This window comes from Caballeronia grimmiae (assembly GCF_000698555.1).
Lineage (GTDB): Bacteria > Pseudomonadota > Gammaproteobacteria > Burkholderiales > Burkholderiaceae > Caballeronia > Caballeronia grimmiae.
Map to the genome: position 1 here is coordinate 1 of NZ_JFHE01000037.1, position 20,721 is coordinate 20,721.

14 protein-coding genes are annotated in these 20,721 nt (G+C 63.7%); 4 read left to right on the forward strand and 10 right to left on the reverse strand.

Annotation, left to right across the window (positions count from 1 at the left end):
• The 3 genes from BG57_RS31810 to typA form a co-directional block, all read right to left on the reverse strand.
• Positions 1-154 (reverse strand): biotin/lipoyl-containing protein (locus tag BG57_RS31810; RefSeq protein WP_338151984.1); only part of this gene is annotated, 154 nt, incomplete at its 3' end.
• Between the two features lie 82 nt (positions 155-236).
• Entirely contained in the window at positions 237-3,098 is a 2,862-nt protein-coding gene (locus BG57_RS24955; RefSeq protein ID WP_035969172.1) for a 2-oxoglutarate dehydrogenase E1 component, read from the reverse strand.
• A gap of 351 nt (positions 3,099-3,449) precedes the next feature.
• On the reverse strand, positions 3,450-5,276 hold the full coding sequence (gene typA / locus BG57_RS24960; RefSeq protein WP_035969175.1) for a translational GTPase TypA: 1,827 nt from the start codon (positions 5,274-5,276) through the stop codon (positions 3,450-3,452).
• Positions 5,277-5,690: 414 nt separating this feature from the next.
• Here typA and BG57_RS24965 point away from each other — a divergent pair, with 414 nt between their 5' ends.
• From BG57_RS24965 to BG57_RS24980, 4 genes are all read left to right on the forward strand, one after another.
• Complete coding sequence (locus BG57_RS24965; RefSeq protein ID WP_035969178.1) at positions 5,691-6,206, forward strand: MarR family winged helix-turn-helix transcriptional regulator; 516 nt, start codon at positions 5,691-5,693, stop codon at positions 6,204-6,206.
• Positions 6,207-6,285: 79 nt separating this feature from the next.
• Positions 6,286-7,809 carry an efflux transporter outer membrane subunit gene (locus tag BG57_RS24970; RefSeq protein ID WP_035969180.1) on the forward strand — a complete coding sequence of 508 codons (1,524 nt, stop codon included), beginning with the start codon at positions 6,286-6,288 and terminating at the stop codon, positions 7,807-7,809.
• 52 nt (positions 7,810-7,861) lie between these two features.
• A complete protein-coding gene (locus tag BG57_RS24975) occupies positions 7,862-9,133 on the forward strand; it encodes an HlyD/EmrA/EmrK family protein (RefSeq protein ID WP_035969182.1) in 1,272 nt (423 codons plus the stop codon).
• 24 nt (positions 9,134-9,157) lie between these two features.
• Positions 9,158-10,717 carry a DHA2 family efflux MFS transporter permease subunit gene (locus tag BG57_RS24980; RefSeq protein WP_035969184.1) on the forward strand — a complete coding sequence of 520 codons (1,560 nt, stop codon included), beginning with the start codon at positions 9,158-9,160 and terminating at the stop codon, positions 10,715-10,717.
• A gap of 66 nt (positions 10,718-10,783) precedes the next feature.
• Here the strand turns inward: BG57_RS24980 and truB are convergent, their stop codons facing one another.
• The 7 genes from truB to scpB all read right to left on the reverse strand — a co-directional run bounded on the left by truB (position 10,784) and on the right by scpB (position 20,525).
• Positions 10,784-11,725, reverse strand: a complete 942-nt coding sequence (gene truB, locus BG57_RS24985) for a tRNA pseudouridine(55) synthase TruB (RefSeq protein WP_035969186.1) — start codon at positions 11,723-11,725, stop codon at positions 10,784-10,786.
• 3 nt (positions 11,726-11,728) lie between these two features.
• A complete protein-coding gene (gene rbfA, locus BG57_RS24990) occupies positions 11,729-12,106 on the reverse strand; it encodes a 30S ribosome-binding factor RbfA (RefSeq protein ID WP_035969188.1) in 378 nt (125 codons plus the stop codon).
• Between the two features lie 96 nt (positions 12,107-12,202).
• Positions 12,203-15,202, reverse strand: coding sequence for a translation initiation factor IF-2 (gene infB / locus BG57_RS24995; RefSeq protein ID WP_035969191.1), 3,000 nt, complete (start codon positions 15,200-15,202; stop codon positions 12,203-12,205).
• Between the two features lie 93 nt (positions 15,203-15,295).
• Positions 15,296-16,771, reverse strand: a complete 1,476-nt coding sequence (gene nusA, locus BG57_RS25000) for a transcription termination factor NusA (RefSeq protein WP_035969193.1) — start codon at positions 16,769-16,771, stop codon at positions 15,296-15,298.
• Positions 16,768-17,226, reverse strand: coding sequence for a ribosome maturation factor RimP (rimP, locus tag BG57_RS25005; protein ID WP_035969196.1), 459 nt, complete (start codon positions 17,224-17,226; stop codon positions 16,768-16,770). The genes nusA and rimP overlap by 4 nt, the downstream gene beginning before the upstream one ends.
• A 364-nt stretch (positions 17,227-17,590) precedes the next feature.
• Entirely contained in the window at positions 17,591-19,456 is a 1,866-nt protein-coding gene (gene rluB / locus BG57_RS25010) for a 23S rRNA pseudouridine(2605) synthase RluB (RefSeq protein ID WP_052005984.1), read from the reverse strand.
• Between the two features lie 172 nt (positions 19,457-19,628).
• Positions 19,629-20,525, reverse strand: coding sequence for an SMC-Scp complex subunit ScpB (gene scpB, locus BG57_RS25015; protein ID WP_035969200.1), 897 nt, complete (start codon positions 20,523-20,525; stop codon positions 19,629-19,631).
• Between the last annotated feature and the right edge of the window lie 196 nt (positions 20,526-20,721).

Consider the following 20,721-nt stretch of genomic DNA (forward strand, 5'->3'; position numbering starts at 1 on the left):
GCGCGGGCACTTCGAGCACGACCTTGTCGGTCTCGATTTCGATCAGGATTTCATCCTGGGCGACAGCCTCGCCCGGCTTCTTCTTCCACTGCAGCATGGTGGCTTCCGAGACCGACTCGGAGAGCTGGGGAACCTTGACTTCTACGATAGCCATTTCTGTATTGTCCTAATGCGTGTCTGTGTGTACGAGCATCGGGACCGGCGCACGTTTCGCGCGCCGGTCCCGGTCAGGCAGATTACTTCGCGATGGTCTGCGCGCCCTTCAGGCGGCCGAACGCGCCTTCGACCAGCGCTTTCTGCTGCTCGTAGTGCTTCGCGTAGTAGCCGACTGCCGGCGAGGCCGAAGCCGGGCGGCCGCTGTACGCGAGCTTCATCCCTTCCTTCATGCCTTCACGCAGATGGTGCTCGACGTAGAACCATGCGCCCTGATTCTGCGGCTCGTCCTGCACCCAGACCACTTCGGTCGCGTTCTCGAACTTCTTGAGTTCCGAGTCGAACTGCTTGTGCGCGAACGGATACAGCTGCTCAATACGCACGATGGCGACGTCGTTCGCCTTCGCTTCGCGGCGATGCGCGACGAGGTCGTAATACACGCGGCCCGAGCAGCAGACCACGCGCTTCACCTTCTTCGCGTCGATGGCTTCGTCCACTTCGCCGATGACCGGCTGGAACGAACCCTTCGCCAGTTCCGACAGATCCGACACGGCTTCCTTGTGACGCAGCAGCGACTTCGGCGTCGCGATGATCAGCGGCTTGCGGAACAGGCGGATCATCTGGCGGCGCAGCAGATGGAAAATCTGCGCGGGCGTCGTCGGCTGGACCACTTGCATGTTGTGATCCGCGCACAGTTGCAGGAAGCGCTCGATACGCGCCGACGAGTGCTCCGGACCCTGGCCCTCGTAGCCGTGCGGCAGCATCATCGTGAGACCCGAGACGCGGCCCCACTTCACTTCGCCCGACGAGATGAACTGGTCGATCACGACCTGCGCGCCGTTCACGAAGTCGCCGAACTGCGCTTCCCACGCGACGAACGTGTTCGGCTCGGCGGTCGAATAGCCGTACTCGAAGCCGAGCACCGCTTCTTCCGACAACACGGAGTCGATGACGGTGAACTTGGCCTGACCTTCCGCGATGTTCTGCAGCGGGATATACGTGCCGTCGTTCCAGCGTTCGCGGTTCTGATCGTGCAGAACGGCGTGACGGTGCGTGAACGTGCCGCGGCCCGAATCCTGACCCGTCAGACGCACCGCATAACCCGATGCGACCAGCGACGCGAACGCGAGATGCTCGCCCATGCCCCAGTCGAGCTTCGATTCGCCACGGCCCATTGCGCGGCGATCGTTGATCACGCGCTCGACGAGCGGATGCAGCTTGAAGTTTTCGGGGATCGTCGTGACACGCTCGGCGAGGCGCTTGAGTTCCGCGAGCGGGACGGCCGTATCGGCGGCGTCGGTCCACTTGCGGTTCAGGAACGGCACCCAGTCGACCGCGTACTTGCTCTTGTAGTTCGAGAGCACCGGATCGATCGTGTGATGGCCTTCGTCCATCGCCTGACGGTATGCCTTCACGAAGTTATCGGCATCTTCAGCGGTGATCACGCCTTGCTGCACCAGCTTCTCGGCGTACAGCGCGCGCGTGCCCGGATGCTTCGCGATGGTCTTGTACATCAGCGGCTGCGTGACCGCCGGCGTGTCCTGCTCGTTGTGACCCAGCTTGCGGAAGCAGACGATGTCCACCACCACGTCCTTGTGGAACTTCGTGCGGAAGTCGATCGCGAGCTGCGTGGCGAGCACGACGGCTTCGGGATCGTCGCCGTTCACGTGCAGCACCGGCGCCTCGATCATCTTGACGACGTCCGAGCAGTACAGCGTCGAGCGCGAATCGCGCGGGTCCGACGTCGTAAAGCCGATCTGGTTGTTGATGACGATATGCAGCGTGCCGTGCGTGCCGTAGCCGCGCGTCTGCGCGAGGTTCAGCGTTTCCATCACGACGCCCTGGCCTGCGAAGGCCGCGTCGCCGTGAATCTGCACCGGCAGCACTTGCAGGCCTTCTTCGTCGCCGCGGCGATCCATACGCGCCTTCGCCGAACCTTCGACCACCGGGTTCACGATTTCGAGGTGCGACGGGTTGAACGCGAGCGACAGGTGAACCGGGCCGCCTTCGGTCGACACGTCCGACGAGAAGCCCTTGTGGTACTTCACGTCGCCGGCCGGCAGATCATCGACGTGCTTGCCTTCGAATTCGGCGAAGAGGTCAGCCGGCATCTTGCCGAGCGTGTTGACCAGCACGTTCAAACGCCCGCGGTGCGCCATGCCGATGACGATTTCCTGCACGCCGTTCTTGCCCGCGTGACGGACGACTTCGTCCATCGACGCGATGAAGCTCTCGCCGCCTTCCAGCGAGAAGCGCTTCTGGCCGACGTACTTGGTGTGCAGGAAACGCTCGAGGCCTTCGGCGGCCGTCAGGCGATTCAGAATGTGCTTCTTCTTTTCGTTCGAGAAATTGGGCGTCGAGCGGATCGACTCGAGGCGTTCCTTCCACCAGCGCTTCTGTTCCGGATCGCTGATGTACATGTACTCGGCGCCTATCGTGCCGCAATACGTGTCGCGCAATGCCTTGACGATCTCGCGCAGCGTCGCGCGCTCGAAACCGAAATACAGGTTCGTGGCGCTGAACGTCTGGTCCATGTCGGCTTCGGTGAAGTCGTAGAACGCAGGCTCGAGTTCGGGGATATGCGGACGCTCGCGGCGCTTGAGCGGATCGAGATTGGCCCATTGTGAGCCGAGAAAGCGATACGCGCCGATCAGGGACTGAACGTAGACTTGCTTGCGCGCGGTGGCGAGGTCTTCCGTTGCGCCTTCACGCGGGAGGAAGGCGTTCGACTTCGCGCGTTGTGCGAAAGATTCGACGATGGGGCCGTGGGCCACGTCGTTGTGATTGGTGCCGTCCGATGCGGGCACGTTTTGCAACGCATCGAAATAGGCTCGCCAGGTCTCGGGCACTGACGCGGGATTATCGAGATATGCCTCGTACAACTCTTCGACGTACGGAGCATTACCGCCGAACAGATAAGAGTTCGACTGGAATTGCTTCATCATTTTACGCTCACCTTTCTTCGAGTTTCTCGAGGAAGTGCGGGTTACAAAACCTTCCGCGACACGGCCTGACCGTTTAGCGGATTGCGCGAATCAAGTCTGCTTGGAAGGACCTAAAATGCGACAGCTAATCCGAGTAGCATAGCACATAACCATTCGTCATATGACCGGTGGTCGCACCGTCGCTCTCGTCTTCGCCCTTCTGCAACGGGCATTTGCGGGCGCTGATCCGCGTTGCAAGGGCGCATGCTCCCGATATTTAACGGTTGCCGCCGGACAATCTTTAGCGGCTCTCACGGCCACTAAACACAAAAGCCGCCCGAGGGCGGCTTTTGCTTGTCACTGCTGTAAGGCTTAGTCAGCAGCCGACTCGCGGCTCGCGCGACGGCGCTCGTGTTCCTTCAGGTGACGCTTGCGCAGACGGATCGACTGCGGCGTCACTTCGACGAGTTCGTCGTCATCGATGAACTCGACCGCGTATTCCAGCGAAAGCTGGATCGGCGGCACGAGGCGCACGGCTTCGTCGGTGCCCGATGCGCGCACGTTGGTCAACTGCTTGCCCTTGATCGGGTTCACGACGAGGTCGTTGTCGCGGCTGTGAATGCCGATGATCATGCCTTCATACAGCGCATCGCCGGGCGACACGAACATGCGGCCGCGATCCTGCAGCTTCCACAGCGCATAAGCGACAGCGGCGCCATCGTCCTGCGAGATCAGCACGCCGTTGCGGCGCTCGCCCACCGAGCCTTCCTTGACCGGCGCATACGAATCGAAGGTATGGCTCATCAGGCCCGTGCCGCGCGTGAGCGTCAGGAACTCGCTCTGGAAACCGATCAGACCGCGCGCCGAAATCTTGTACTCGAGACGCGTGCGGCCACGGCCGTCGGACGTCATGTCGAGCATTTCGCCCTTGCGGCGGCCGAGTTCTTCCATCACGCCGCCCTGATGCTGGTCTTCGATATCGACCGTCAGGTTTTCATACGGCTCGCACTTCACGCCGTCGATTTCCTGCAGCACCACGCGCGGACGCGACACCGCGAGTTCATACCCTTCACGGCGCATGTTCTCGACAAGAATGGTCAGGTGCAATTCGCCACGGCCCGACACTTCGAACGTGGTTTCGTCGCCGGTATCTTTCACGCGCAGCGCGACGTTGTGATTCAGTTCCTTCGTGAGACGATCGCGGATCTGGCGGCTCGTCACGAACTTGCCTTCCTTGCCCGCGAGCGGCGACGAATTCACGAGGAAGTTCATCGTGAGTGTGGGTTCGTCGACGGTGATCATCGGCAGGGCTTCAGGATTCTCCGGCGCGCAGATGGTCACGCCGATGCCGATTTCCTCGATGCCGTTGATCAGCACGATATCGCCCGCTTGCGCTTCTTCCACTTGCACGCGCTCGAGGCCGTGGAACGACAGCACCTGATTGATCTTGCGATTCAGGATTGCGCCGTCCGGACCCGAACGCACCGCGACCTGCATGCCGGGGCGGATGCGGCCACGCGCGACACGGCCCACGCCGATACGGCCGACGTACGAGTTGTAGTCCAGCGAGGTGATTTGCAGTTGCAGCGGACCGTCAGGATCGGCCGGGCGAACCGGCACGTGCTCGAGAATGGCTTCGAACAGCGGACGCATCGTGCCTTCGCGCACGTCCGGATTCAGTCCGGCAAAGCCGTTCAGGCCCGATGCATAGACGATCGGGAAATCGAGTTGCTCTTCGGTGGCGCCGAGCTTGTCGAACAGATCGAAGGTCTGGTTGATCACCCAGTCGATGCGCGCGCCCGGACGATCCACCTTGTTGACGACGACGATCGGCTTGAGGCCGAGCGCGAGCGCCTTCTTCGTGACGAAGCGCGTTTGCGGCATCGGGCCTTCGACGGCGTCGACGAGCAGCAACACGGAATCGACCATCGACAACACGCGCTCCACTTCGCCGCCGAAGTCGGCGTGCCCGGGGGTGTCGACGATGTTGATGTGCGTGCCTTCATACTCGACCGCGCAGTTCTTCGCGAGGATCGTGATGCCACGTTCCTTTTCGATGTCGTTCGAGTCCATGACGCGCTCGGCGACCTGCTGGTTTTCACGGAACGTGCCCGATTGACGGAGCAACTGGTCGACGAGCGTGGTCTTGCCGTGGTCGACGTGAGCAATGATGGCGATATTGCGGAGGGCGCGAGTCATAAGGGATATCTTGGTTGTGCGCCGTCGAAGCGAACCCCGGGAGCTGGAAACTCCTGGCTGGCTCGGCAGACCGTCGATTGAGCGTCACATCGTGCATGACGCCTGGCGTGGATCGCTCGGAAGACTTCAGGGATTTGAACTACTCTTCCGGCCCGGCGCGGTGAGAACCGTAAAGTATAGCACGCACAAACGTCCTCTTTTCGACAATAGGACGCTACCCGAACCTTTAGGAAGGCCTTCGCCGGCGCCGCGCCGGGCCGCCGAAGGCGACGAGACGCGCCGAAGCCCGTCGCATAAGGCCGCAGGCGTAACGCGCCGTTCATTGTAAGCGGATCCAGAAAAGTCCCTTGCAGGCGGCGCAACGCCGCGCCTATAATCCTGCCTAGTCCACTATTGCACTTGCATATTCCTTTCATGAGCGACGCCCCAAAACCCACGTCGATCGACAGCTATGTGCTGAGCGAGAGCGTCGGCTATCTGATCAGTCGCGTGCGCTCGACGCTCTGGAACATGGTGACGCAGCACACGACGGCCGAACTCGGCATCACGAGCACGCAGGCGAGCATCGTGTTCATGCTGGCGGTCGGCAAGTGCCTGACGGCGGCCGACATTGCCCGCGAATACGGCATCGACGCGAGCGCGGTCACGCGTCTCATCGACCGGCTGGAGAAGCGCGGGCTGCTGTCGCGCGTGCGCAGCAACGAAGACCGCCGTGTGGTGCGCCTTGCGCTCACGCCCGACGGCCGCGCGATGGCCGAGCAGGTCCCGGCAATCTTCACGCGCGTGCTGGATACGCTGCTCGCCGGCTTCACGCCCGAAGAAGTCGGGTTCCTGAAAAGCATGCTGCGGCGGATTCTCGCGAACACCTGCGATCCCGCCGCCGCGTGCCTCGCCGGCACCGTCGAAAAGCCCGGCGCGCCTTCGCGATGACGCGCGAGACGATCGGTCTGCCAGCGCATCTGAAATAGTTGCAACGTCCATAATCCATACCTCTCTCAAGAGACGAGCGATGAAACACCTTTCCTTGTCCGCACTTTGGCCCGCGAGCCAATTGCGCCGCGCGCAGAGCGCCGTGGCCGCCGCCGTGGCTGCGCTCGCGGTCGCGGGCTGCGCGAACTACGCGGGCATTTCGAGCGACAAGCAGATCACCGCACCGGAAACGCTGGAGTCCACCCAGAGCGTGCCGGCGCAAGGCGGCCAGTGGCCGAGCCTCGACTGGGCGAAACAGTTCGGCGATCCGCAATTGCCGCAACTGATCGACGAGGCGCTCGCGGGCAATCCGAGCATCGCGCAGGCGCAGGCGCGCATTGCGAAGGCGTCGGCTTATATCGAGAGTTCGCGTTCGTCGCTTTATCCGCACGTCGAGGCCAAATATTCGTGGACGCGCGAGCTCTATTCGGCCAACGCCCTCTTCCCGCCGCCCTACGGCGGAACGTGGTACAGCGAGAACAACGTGCTCGCGAGCGCGTCGTGGGACCTCGATCTGTGGGGCAAGAACCGCTCGCGCCTGAACATGGCGGTCTCGCAGCAGAAGGCGGCCGAAGCCGACATGCAGCAGGCGCGTGTGACGCTGGCGGCATCCGTGGCGCGCACCTACAACCAGCTTGCGCTGCTCTATGCGCTGCGGGATGTGACGCAGCGTGAGATCTCCAATCGCGAGAACGTGGGGCGCATCACGAGCGGGCGCGTCACCGCAGGTCTCGACACGAATGTCGAGCAGCGCACCGCCGAAGGCAACGTCGCGACCAGCCAGACCAATCTCAGCGAACTCGACGGGCAGATCCAGTCGGTGCGCTATCAGCTGGCGGCGCTGCTGGGCAAAGGCCCCGATCGCGGGCTGCAGATTGCCAATCCGTTGATCAATCCGGACATCAACGTCGCGCTGCCGGACAACGTGCCCGCCGATTTGATCGCACGCCGGCCGGATATCGTCGCGTCGCGCTGGCAGATCGAAGCGGCGACGCACAACATCAAGGAAGCGAAGGCCGAGTTCTTCCCGGACATCAACCTCGCGGCAGGTTTCGGTTTCGACGCCTTCGGCTGGGGCCGCTTCCTGACGGCGAGCAGCCGGCAGATTCAGGCTGGCCCGGCAATCCACCTGCCGATTTTCGACGCCGGCGCACTGCGCGCGCAGTTGAAGGGCCGCTACGCCGACTTCGAAAGCGATGTCGCCAATTACAACCAGACGCTCATCAACGCGCTGAACGACGTGGCGACCAACATCGCCGCAATCCGCGCGCTCGACAGGCAAATGGCCGACGCGCAGCGCGCGCTCGCCGCCGCCACGAGCGCCTACCAGCTCTCGGTGATCCGCTACAAGGCGGGTCTGTCGCCGCAACTGCAGGTGCTGACGGCGGACCAGAACCGCCTCGCCAACGAGCAGACCGTCACGAACCTGCGCCTGAAGCGCAGCGATCTTCAGATCGCGCTGATTCAGGCGCTCGGCGGCGGTTTCGACGCGACGAGCACCGACCTTGCCATCGACGGCAGCGGACAGCGCCAGGCCGTGAACCAGCAAGCGGCATCGCACTGAGCCGCGCACAAGAACACGCATTAAGACCAATACGGAATTTTCGGAGCCCTTCATGAGCGACCCTAAACAAAACGCCGCCAGCGCACCCGCCTCCGCGCCGGCGCCGAAGCAAAACAACGGCAAGCGCCGCCGGCTGATGGCGCTGATCGTGCTTGTCATCGTCATCGCGGCTGTCGCGTACGGCCTGTACTACTTCCTCGTTGCGCGCTTCCACGAAGACACCGACGACGCCTACGTCAACGGCAACGTCGTGCAGATCACGCCGCAAGTGGTCGGCACGGTCATCTCCGTCAATGCCGACGATACGCAGACCGTAAAAGCCGGCGATCCGCTCGTCGCGCTCGATCCGGCCGATTCCAAGGTCGCGCTCGATCAGTCCGAAGCGAATCTCGCGCAGACGGTGCGCCAGGTCCGTACGTTCTTCGTGAACAACAACCAGTACGAAGCGCAGATCGCGCTGCGCAAGTCGGACCTGTCGCGGGCGCAGGACGACCTTCGCCGCCGCCTGACCGTCGCACAGACGGGCGCGGTGTCGCAGGAAGAAATCTCGCACGCACGCGATGCGGTCCGCAGCGCGCAAGCCGCGCTCGACGCAGCACAGCAGGAACTCGCGTCGAACCGCTCGCTGACGGCCAACACGACCATCGCCAACCATCCGAACGTGCTCGCCGCCGCGGCGAAGGTGCGCGATTCGTACATCAACTATGCGCGCAACACGCTGCCCGCCCCGGTCACGGGCTATGTCGCGAAGCGCTCGGTGCAGGTCGGCCAGCGCGTGGCGCCGGGCAATCCGCTGATGGCGATCGTGCCGCTCAACGCCGTGTGGGTCGACGCCAACTTCAAGGAAGTGCAGCTGAAGCACATGCGTATCGGCCAGCCGGTCGAACTGACGGCTGACCTGTATGGATCGGGCGTGGTGTTCCACGGCAAGGTGATCGGCTTCTCGGCCGGCACGGGTTCGGCGTTCTCGCTGCTGCCGGCGCAAAACGCGACGGGCAACTGGATCAAGGTGGTGCAGCGTCTGCCGGTTCGTATCCAGCTCGATCCGAAGGAACTTGAACAGCATCCGTTGCGCATCGGCCTGTCGATGAACGTGGATGTCACGATCAAGGACGAGCAAGGCGGCCAGCTCGGCGCGGCGCAAAACACGGTGTATCAGACGAACGTGTTCGACAAGTACGGCGAGCAGGCGGACGCGGAAATCGCGCGCATCATCCAGCAGAACGCCGGTACGGGCGCCGGCACGCAGGGCACGCAGGGCACGCCGCCGTCGGCTTCGCGCGGCAACGCGACGAAGTCCGCGTCGGCCGCCAAGCTGATGTAAGCGGCAGCATCGCGGACTCCACACATGTCTCAAGCTAACGTCGTTCATCCGCCGCTCTCGGGCGGAAAGCTGGTCGTCGGGACGATCGCCGTGTCGCTCGCGGTGTTCATGAACGTGCTCGACACGTCGATTGCGAACGTCTCGATTCCGTCGATCTCCGGCGACCTCGGCGTATCGTCGGATCAGGGCACGTGGGTCATCACGTCGTTCGCGGTCGCCAACGCGATCTCGGTGCCGCTGACCGGCTGGCTCACGCAGCGTATCGGCCAGGTGCGGCTGTTTCTCGGCTCGATCATCCTGTTCGTGCTCGCGTCGTGGCTGTGCGGACTCGCGCCGACGCTGCCGTTTCTGCTCGCCGCTCGCGTGCTGCAGGGCGCGGTCGCCGGCCCGATGATCCCGCTGTCGCAAACGCTGCTGCTCGCGAGCTATCCGCGCGAGAAAGCGCCGATGGCGCTCTCCATGTGGTCGATGACCACGCTGATTGCGCCCGTCGCCGGCCCGGTGCTCGGCGGATGGATCTCGGACAACATTTCGTGGCCGTGGATCTTCTACGTGAACATCCCGGTCGGCATTGCGGCGGCGCTCGCGACGTTCGTGATCTTCCGCGACCGCGATTCCGCGATCCGCAAGGCGCCGATCGACACGGTCGGGCTCGCGCTGCTCGTCGTGTGGGTCGGCTCGCTGCAAGTCATGCTCGACAAGGGCAAGGACCTCGACTGGTTCAACTCGACGACCATCGTCGTGCTCGCGCTGATCGCCGTCATCTCATTCGCGTTCTTCATCGTGTGGGAGCTGACGGCGGAGCATCCGGTCGTCGACTTGTCGCTATTCGAATTGCGCAACTTCACAGGCGGGACAATCGCGCTGTCGATCGGTTACGGGCTGTACTTCGGCAATCTCGTGCTGCTGCCGTTGTGGCTTCAGACGGATATCGGTTACACGGCGACGAACGCGGGTCTCGTGATGGCGCCCGTCGGCGTGTTCGCGATCCTGCTCTCGCCGATCACCGGCAAGTTCTTGCCGCGCACGGATCCGCGCCGCATCGCGACGGCCGCGTTCCTCGTGTTTGCGCTGTGCTTCTGGATGCGCTCGCGCTATACGACCGGCGTCGATACGTGGTCGCTAACGCTGCCGACGCTGATTCAGGGCATCGGCATGGCGGGCTTCTTCATTCCGCTCGTGTCGATCACGCTGTCGGGGCTGCCGGGGCATCGCATACCGGCGGCGTCCGGACTGTCGAACTTCGTGCGGATCATGTGCGGCGGTATCGGCACGTCGATTTTCTCGACGGCATGGGAGCATCGGTCGATCGTGCACCATGCGCAGCTCATCGAACAGGCCAACGCCTACAACCCGACGTTCGTAAATTCGATGCAGCAGATGGGCGCGCTCGGCATGTCGCAGGAACAGACTTACGGTCTCTTCAACAGCATGGCGACGCAGCAGGCCGCGCAGCTTGGCGTGAACGACATGTTCTATATTTCAGCGGGGATTTTTGTCGCGCTGATCGCGCTGATCTGGATCACGCGGCCCGAACGCGCAGGCGGCGGGGATTCGGCGGCGGCGGCATCGGCGGCGCATTGAGTCTTTCTGCACCGCGCACGTGAAAAAGCCCGGAATCCTTGCGATTCCGGGCTTTTTCTTTTGTGCTTAGCTTGCCGTGACGACGAGGCGCTCCGGCGCGAGCACGCCTTCGCCTGCTTTTGCCACACCGAGCAAACGGCCGCCTGCCTGCGCGTAGACGCGCACGCGGCCCGCCTCGATGTGCTCCGGCGACACTTCGGCCAGCTTGAGCCGCTGCCCGTGCAGGAACCGGCGGCACGCTTCGTCGTCGAGCCGCACGGCGGGAAACGTCGACAACAGCGCGTCCACCGGCTGCAGCCGCGCGTCGCGATCCGCTTCGTCCAGTTCCGCCAGTTCGTCCAGCGTCAGCGCATGCTCGAGCGTCAGCACGCCCACGCCGGTGCGACGCAGCGCCGTCAGATGCGCCCCGCAACCCAGCGCCTCGCCGATATCCTCCGCCAGCGTCCGCACATAGGTGCCCTTGCTGCACGTCACGCGAAAGGTCACGAGCGGCAACGCGCACGCGATCATCTTCAGCGCGTGAATCGTCACCTGACGGCCTTCGCGCTCGACCGTCTGCCCGGCGCGGGCGTATTCGTAGAGCGGCTTGCCATCGCGCTTTAGCGCCGAGTACATCGGCGGAATCTGCACGATATCGCCGATGAACCGCGTCATCGCCGCTTCGACGGCCGCTTCATCGCACGCGACGTCGCGCGTTTCCACCGCTTCGCCTTCGGCATCGCCCGTCGCCGTGCGGATGCCGAGACGCATCGTCGCTTCGTAGGTCTTGTCGGCGTCGAGCAGGTCTTGCGAGAACTTGGTCGCTTCGCCGAAGCAAAGCGGCAAGAGGCCGGTCGCGAGCGGATCGAGCGTGCCGGTGTGACCCGCCTTTTTCGCCAGAAAAATGCGCTTCGCCTTGATCAGCGCGTCATTGCTGGACAGCCCGAGCGGCTTGTCCAGCAGCAGCACGCCATCGAGCGCGCGGCGCACGAGCTTCGGCCGGGCGGCATGATTCTTCGAAGCGGTCATCGCTCAGGCGCCTTCCTCGTCGTCCTTGGCGCGCGTCGCGTTCGCTTCGTCGATCAGGCGCGACATCTCGACGGCCTTTTCGATCGTCTGGTCATAGTGGAAATGCAGCGTCGGCACCGTATGGATGTGCAGCCGCTTGAACAACTGGTTATGCAGATGGCCGGCCGCGTGGTTCAACGCTTCCTGCGTTTGCATCGGATCGCCCGTGAGCGTCGTGAAATAGACCTTCGCGTGCGCGTAGTCCGGCGTGAGTTCGACGCTTTGAATCGTCACCATCCCGACGCGCGGGTCCTTCACCTCGCGCATCAACTCCGACAAATCTCGCTGAATCTGATCCGCAATCTGCACGTTGCGGTTCGCGGATGTCCGTCTTTTAGCCATGATCTTGTTCCGTTTTCTGTCTTGCCGCCGCGCCAAAGAAAAAGGCGGAGCCAGCCGTTTGGCCCGCTCCGCCTCGAGGCTCAGCGTATTGATGCGTTACAGCGTGCGAGCCACTTCCGTCACTTCGAAGACTTCCAGCTGATCGCCTTCGACGATGTCGTTGAAGTTCTTGATCGAGATACCGCACTCGAAGCCCTGACGCACTTCCTTGACGTCGTCCTTGAAGCGCTTGAGCGATTCGAGCTCGCCCGTATGGATGACGACGTTGTTGCGGATCACGCGCACCGACGAGGAACGCTTGACGAAACCGTCCGTCACCATACAGCCCGCGATCAGGCCAACCTTCGGCACGCGGATCACCTGGCGCACTTCGACCATGCCCGTCACCGTCTCGCGCTTCTCCGGCGCGAGCATGCCGGACATCGCCGCCTTCACCTCATCCACTGCGTCATAGATGATGTTGTAGTAGCGGATGTCGATGCCGTTCGATTCGGCCAGCTTGCGGGCTTGCGCATCCGCACGCGTGTTGAAGCCGATGATGACCGCCTTCGACGCCGTTGCCAGGTTGACGTCCGACTCGCTGATCGCGCCGACCGCGCTGTGCACGATCTGAACGCGCACTTCGCCGGTCGACAGCTTTTGCAGCGACTGCACGAGCGCTTCCTGCGAGCCCTGCACGTCCGCCTTGACGATGAGCGGCAGGTTCTGCACTTCGCCTTCGCCCATCTGCTCGAGCATGTTCTCGAGCTTGGCGGCTTGCTGCTTCGCCAGTTTCACGTCGCGGAACTTGCCCTGACGGAACAGCGCGATTTCGCGCGCCTTGCGCTCGTCCGGCAACACGATGACTTCTTCGCCCGCCGCCGGCACTTCCGACAGACCCTGGATTTCCACCGGGATCGACGGACCTGCGGTCTTCGTCGGCTTGCCGGTTTCGTCCAGCATTGCACGGACGCGGCCGTAAGCGCTGCCTGCCAGAACCACGTCGCCGCGATTCAGCGTGCCCGACTGCACCAGGATGGTTGCGACCGGACCCTTGCCCTTGTCCAGCTTGGCTTCGATGACGAGACCCTTGGCGGCAGCTTCGACCGGCGCGGTCAGTTCCATCACTTCGGCTTGCAGCGAGACGTTTTCCAGCAGGTCGTCGATGCCCTGGCCGGTTTTCGCCGACACTTCGAGGAACGGCGAATCGCCGCCGTACTCTTCCGGCACCACGCCTTCCGCGACAAGTTCCTGCTTCACGCGGTCGGGGTTGGCGTCCGGCTTGTCGATCTTGTTGATCGCGACGACGATCGGCACGCCGCCCGCCTTCGCGTGAGCGATTGCTTCCTTCGTCTGCGGCATCACGCCGTCGTCGGCTGCGACCACCAGAATGACGATGTCGGTCGCCTTCGCACCGCGCGCACGCATTGCCGTAAAGGCTTCGTGACCCGGCGTGTCGAGGAAGGTGATGACGCCGCGCGGCGTATCGACGTGATATGCGCCGATATGCTGCGTGATGCCGCCCGCTTCGCCCGCCGCCACTTTCGCGCGACGGATGTAGTCGAGCAGCGACGTCTTGCCGTGGTCGACGTGACCCATCACGGTCACCACCGGCGGACGCGGCAGACGCTCTGCCGTTTCCTCGGTCGTTTCGCCTTCGGTCAGCAGCGCTTCCGGATCGTCCAGCTTGGCCGCAACCGCGCGATGGCCCAGTTCCTCGACGACGATCATCGCGGTTTCCTGGTCCAGCACCTGGTTGATGGTGACCATCTGGCCGAGCTTCATCATCACCTTGATGACTTCCGAAGCCTTCACCGACATCTTGTGCGCAAGGTCGGCCACCGAAACGGTTTCCGGCACGTGCACTTCACGGATGATCGGTTCGGTCGGCGCCTGGAACGTGGTCTGATCCTGATGCTTGCCACGGCCCTTCGGACCGCCGCGCCAGCCGCGATCGACGCCGCCGCTCGTGTCGCCGCGCGTCTTGATGCCACGGCGCTTCGATGCGTCGTCCTGCCAGCCGCCCTTGCCGCCGGCCTTCTTCTTGTCGCCCGAAGGAGCCGCCGCTGCGGGCGCAGGTGCGCCGGCAGCCGGCTTCTTCACGGCGGGACGCGCTGCCTGCGCGCCTTCCGGCTTCGCGGGCTTGTGCAGCGTACCCTTCGCTTCGGCAGCCTTGGCCGCTTCCGCCGGCTTCGCAGCCGGGGCCGGTTCCGGCGCCTTGACCTGCGCCTTGCGCGGGGTGTTCATCATTTCGCGGATGGCGCGTGCTTCGGCTTCAGCCGCCGCACGGCGCTTCGCGATGGCTTCTTGCTCCATGCGAGTCTTCTCAGCGGCCGCCTTGGCGTCTTCTTCCGCCTTCTTCGCGGCTTCACGCTGGGCGGCGCGCTCGCTGGCGGCCTTCTCTTCCGCTGCCTTTTCGGCGGCGGCAGCGGCTGCGCGCTGAGCGCTGTCGTCTTGCTTGTCTTGTTTGTCCTGCTTCGGCTCGGCCTTCGCCTCGGCGGTGACCGGCGTACGCGCCTCCTGACGTGCAGCCTGAGCCGCACGGGAGATTTCCGCTGCCTGAGCCGCCGCCGTCGCCCGGCGTTCCGCCTCGGCTTCCTGCTTGCGACGCTCGGCTTCGGCCGCTTCCTCGCGGGCGCGGCGCTCGGCTTCTTCACGCTCGAGCTGGGCCTGACGCTCCTTCAGCTCGCGCTCTTCGCGCTCGAGCTGCTCGGCTGCGCGGCGCGCTTCTTCTTCGCGGCGCTGCAGTTCGGCCTCGTCGACTTCCGGCTCTTCGACGTGATTGGGCGTTTCGACAGGCTGCTCGACGCCGGTTTCGTCGCGCTTCACGAAAACACGTTTTTTGCGCACCTCGACCTGAATGGTGCGAGCTTTACCCGTTGCGTCGGATTGCTTGATTTCCGACGTATGCCGGCGGGTCAAAGTGATCTTGCGCTTGTCGGCGTCGGCGGAACCGTGCGACTTGCGCAAATGATCGAGCAGACGCGCCTTGTCCGTCTCGGACAGGTCGTCGTTCGCGCTCGCTTTCTGGACGCCAGCCGCCTGCAACTGCTCGAGCAGGACGCCCGCAGGCATTTTGAGTTCCGCGGCAAATTGGGCTACGTTGTTACTCGCCATTCATTCCTCTTGATGCAAGGACCAATCCTTGCGGTTAGATCGGGGTCATGCGGCCAAACCGGCCGCGATATATCAGTGCGCCATGGTCATTTCTCACTGGAACCAGTGTTCACGTGCTTTCATGATCAACGCCTTAGCGGCATCCTCTTCCATACCGGTCATTTCGACCAGTTCATCTACTGCCAACTCCGCGAGGTCATCGCGGGTTTGAACCTGGTGCTCCGCGAGCTTCGCGAGAAGCTCGTTGTCCATGCCTTCCAGACTCTTCAAATCGAGCGCGACGCCTTCCACCTTCTCTTCGTTGGCGATGGCCATCGTCAGCAGCGCATCACGCGAGCGGTTGCGCAACTCGTGCACGGTGTCTTCGTCGAAAGCTTCGATTTCGAGCATCTCGTTGAGCGGCACATAGGCGATTTCTTCGAGGCTCGTGAAGCCTTCGTCGATCAGGATGTCGGCAACTTCCTCGTCGACATCGAGACGCGCCATGAACAGGTCGCGCAACTTGCCACGCTCTTCGTTCTGCTTCAACGCCGACTCGTCCGGCGTCATGATGTTGATCTGCCAGCCGGTGAGCTCGCTGGCGAGTCGAACGTTCTGGCCGCTGCGGCCGATGGCGACCGCGAGTTCGCTTTCGTCAACGACGACGTCCATCGAATGCTTTTCTTCATCGACGACGATCGACTGGACGGCTGCCGGCGCGAGGGCGCCGATCACGAACTGCGCGGGGTCTTCCGACCATAGCACGATGTCGACGTTCTCGCCACCGAGCTCGTTCCTCACAGCCTGCACGCGCGAACCGCGGATGCCCACGCAAGTGCCGATCGGGTCGATGCGCTTGTCGTAGGCGATCACCCCGATTTTCGCACGCACGCCGGGATCGCGCGCGGCCGCCTTGATTTCCAGCAGCCCTTGTTCGATTTCAGGGACTTCGAGTTCGAACAGCTTCATCAGGAACTCGGGCGCCGTGCGCGAGAGTTCGATCTGCGGACCGCGCGCGGTGCGATCGACCTTCGCGATGTAGGCGCGCACGCGGTCGCCCACGCGCAGGTTTTCCTTCGGAATGAGCTGGTCGCGGCGCAGCAGCGCTTCCACACGACCCGATTCGACGATGAAATTGCCCTTGTCCAGACGCTTGACCGAGCCGGTCATGATCTTTTCGCCGCGCTCGAGGAAGTCGTTCAGAATCTGCTCGCGCTCGGCGTCGCGCACCTTCTGCAGGATGACCTGCTTCGCGGCCTGTGCACCGATACGGCCGAATTCGATTGACGGGATCGGTTCCTCGATGAAATCGTCCACTTCCGCGTCGGCCTTCTGCTCCTTCGCTTCGAACAGGAGGATTTCCTGATCCGGCTCTTGCAGGCCGGCCTCGTCCGGCACTACGCGCCAGCGGCGGAACGTTTCGTGTTCGCCGCTTTCGCGGTCTATCGCGACACGGATATCGACATCTTCCTCGAACAGCTTTTTCGTTGCCGAAGCAAGCGCAGCCTCCAGGGCTGCGTACACCACGTCCTTGTTGACGTTCTTTTCGCGCGCCAGCGCATCCGCCAGCATCAAAACTTCGCGACTCATTGTTTGCGGCTCCTAAAGTCAACTTTGGGGACGAGACGTGCTTTATCGAGGTCCGCGACCGTGAAATCGAGCATTGCGGCGCCGTCCTTCCCTTCAAATTCCAATTCGATCTTTTCGCCTTGCGGGGCGTGCAGAATGCCCCGGAACGACTTGCGGCCGTCCAGCGGCTTTTTCAATGTGATGACGATTTCGCTTCCCGCGAAGCGCTCGAAATCGGCCAGCTTCTTGAGCGGGCGATCGAGCCCCGGCGACGACACTTCGAGGCGGTCATAGTCGATGTTCTCGACCTCGAGCACGTACTGGAGCTGACGTGTGACTTTTTCGCAGTCTTCGATGGCGATACCGGCCGGCTGGTCGATATAGATGCGCAGCATGCCGCCTCCCGAACGCTCGAGATCGACAAGCTCGTAGCCCAGGCTCGAGACCGTGGTTTCAATCAATTCCGTCAGTTGCACAGTAACTCCAAGGTGTTCGCGCATCGCGCCGCGAAACACCTGCGGGCGAGCGCCTTGACCGGGCGCGCACCCCTGCTCCCGAGATGCCGAACCAAAAAGCCAAAAAAAAATGGGCGCAACGCCCATCTTTTTCAACCGAGGTCGCACCCGGGCAGCGCGAAAACTATGTGCCCAGCGACTTCGTGATTTTAGCCATTTTTCGGGATAAACGCAAACGTAACGCCCGCGTTCGGCACTGTTTCGCGCCGGATCGCATGCATTTTTGCTTTGTGTCGATGGCGCAGGCTGCGCGCTTTCGAATTCGGCCGATAGCGCCGCTATCGACCGCTCCGGTTCGTCGCCCGGTCAGGCGACGAACGGGTTTTCATCGTCCGCGCGAGCGATTGCGCGGACCGCCACGACCCGCGCCGGCCTTGCCCTGCGTCGCAGCGGGCTGCTGTCCGCCGCCCTGACGATTGCCGCCGCGCGGGCCATTGCCGCTTGCGCGCTTGGCCGGGCCATTCGCACCTTGCGGGCCGCCTTGCGGACGAGCGCCGCGCTGACCCGGACCACGACCGCCGCTGTTCGCGCGGTTGCCGTTGGGCTCGCCGCCGGCGCGATTGCCGTTCGCTTCCTGGCCACCGCGCCGGCCGGAACCGCCCGCATTGACGCTGTTCCCGCCGAAACCGCTGCCCATGCCGAACCCGCCCGGCATGCCGCCCGCCGCGCCGCGCCGCCCGCCGCGAACCGGCGTTTGCGCCATGCGCAAGTGCGAACTCAGCACCGGCTCACGCGTGATGAAGCCCATCGAGGTTTGCATCGGATCGGGCTGCACACGCGGCGTCGAACTGCGTCCACCCTTCTCGGCGACCGGGGCCTTCAGACCCACCGACTCCATGAGACTGCGCACCTGATTGTCTTCGAGCTCTTCCCACTTGCCGCGTTTTAGGCCGCGCGGCAGCGCGATCGGACCGTGACGCGTGCGGATCAGGCGGCTGACCATCAGGCCGGCCGCTTCGAACATCCGGCGCACTTCGCGATTGCGGCCTTCCGCCAGCGCGACGTGATACCAGTGATTCGTGCCTTCTCCGCCGCCGTCCTGAATGCGCAGGAAGTTCGCGGGGCCGTCGTCGAGTTCGACGCCCTTCAGCAGCTTCTGCTTCATCGCCTCCGACAACTGGCCGACGACGCGCACCGCGTACTCGCGCTCGACGCTGTATCGCGGATGCATGAAGCGGTTCGCGAGGTCGCCCGAGGTGGTGAGCAGCAGCAAGCCTTCGGTATTGAAGTCGAGGCGGCCGACCGCGAGCCACTTGGCCGTTTTCATCGACGGGAGCTTGTCGAACACCGAGGGACGCCCTTCCGGGTCCGCGTGGCTGACGATCTCACCCGTCGGCTTGTGATACAGCAAGATGCGCGGCGGCTTGCTCGCGAGCTTGCGCTTGAGCGGCTTGCCGTTGACGCGCACCTGGTCCGTCGGCATGATCCGCTGGCCGATGTGCGCCGGCTCGCCATTCACCGACACCCGCCCCGCGATGATCAGTTCTTCCATGTCGCGACGCGAGCCCATGCCCGCATCGGCGAGAACCTTGTGGAGCTTCGGTGTGTCGTCGTCCGGCTCGAGCACGCGCTTTTGCTGGGTGGCATTGCGGCCGCGGCGCAGCATCGGCGCACGCACGCCGCCAGAACCGTTGTCCGCGTCGAATGCGGGCGACGTCACGTAAGCGAACACGTCGTCGACGGCAGCCGCGGCGGCCTTCTCGACCGTCGCCGGGCCCGCATCGTTGCGCTTGCCGCGCTTGTCCTGCTTGTCGCGGGTCTGCTGGGGCGCCTTGCGACGACCGCCTTCGCGCGGTCCGGCGGCTGCCGTTTCGCCCGATGCCTCGATTCCCGCCTCGCCCGGGTTGGGGCGCGCGTTCTTGCGCCCGCCTTGCTTGCGCGCGGGCTTCTCGCCCTGCTTTTCGGTTTGCGGCTCGCCGCCGGCGTTACGCGGCGTCTTCGCGCTCGCGTCCTTGCGCGGCATGCGTACCTGCGCGACGACGACGCCATCGGGCGGCGCTTCCGTCACCGCGCCCGGCGCGGCGGGCGCGCCTTCGGCGCCCTTGGTCTTGGCGACAGCGCGGCGTCGCGCGATCAGACTGCGCGGCCCGCGACGCAGGCCGCGGCGCGGACGATCGTCGCCGTCGGCGCTCTCGTCGCTGCGCGTGCGTTCGCCGGCATCGGCCGAGTCATGGGCGTCCGCGGCGTGCATGGGCCGCGCGGATTCGGGCGAATCGCTGTCGTGGGAGTGTGTCAAAACAACCTCAAATGTCGAAGTGCGCGCCCGGGCGGACGCGCCAAAAATATCCACTGATCGGACCGGCCTCCGTCTTCGACGTAATCTTTTATCGAAGACCGGGTGAATCAGGGGCCATGCAATTGCATCAGGCGCGGCGCGCCTTCGGTTCCTCTTCGGAATCGTCGTCGGTCAGGTCGACGCCGGACGACGGGCGTGCGGCCTGTTCGTCGCCGTGCGCCTCGCGAGCCGCATCCGCGCTGCCGGCGTCGGCGGCTTCGTGCTCCGGCTTCAGCGGCTGCACGCGAAATTCGGTCAGCGACGAAGCGGCGGTCTCGCCCTCCACGTTCGCATGATCCGTTCCGGCTTTTTCGTTACTTTCCGCTGCCTCTGCGGCGGTTTGATCGATATCCGCTACCTGCGCGTCCTGCTCGCCGCTTTCGCTCGCGGCGTCGTTCAGCGACGCCTGCGCCGCCGCGCCATCCGGGAAATTGATCGAATGCTGCGCGAGCAACGATGCTTCCAGTTGCGACGACGGATTGTCCAGCGCGGGCAGTTCGTCGAGCGCGGTGAGGCCGAGATCGTCGAGAAACTGCTTGGTCGTCGCGTAGAGCGCGGGCCGGCCGGGAACGTCTCGATGGCCGATCACCTCGATCCATCCGCGATCTTCCAATTGCTTGACCACTTGCGTATTGACCGTGACGCCGCGAATCTCCTCGATATCGCCGCGCGTCACCGGTTGCCGATAAGCAATGATAGCCAGCGTTTCCATGACGGCGCGCGAATACTTCGGCGGCTTTTCCGGATGCAGCCGATCGAGATAAGTCCGCATGGCGGCCTTGCTTTGAAAGCGCCATCCCGACGCGAGCGCCACGAGTTCGACGCCGCGGTCCGACCATGCGGCCTGGAGCTCTTCGAGCAGCGTACGCACGGTATCCGCCGATATGTCTTCGGCGAAGAGCTTGCGCAACTCACTCAGCCGCAGTGGCTCCTGCGCGCAGATCAAAGCGGTCTCGAGGACGATTTTCGCCTCTTGGGTATTCATGCAGCTTGGGTCAACCCTGTATGGTCAATGATCCAATTTCAAATCGAGCCTGAGCGGATTCAAACGGCACCGCAGCGGTGCACGCGATAAAGCTGGACGCGGAGTTTCAGACGCGCTCGCCCGATTGATCGGTCATATTGATTGGGAGCACGCACCGGGGGGAGGCATCAATGGGCGATCGGTGAGCGAATCGCCG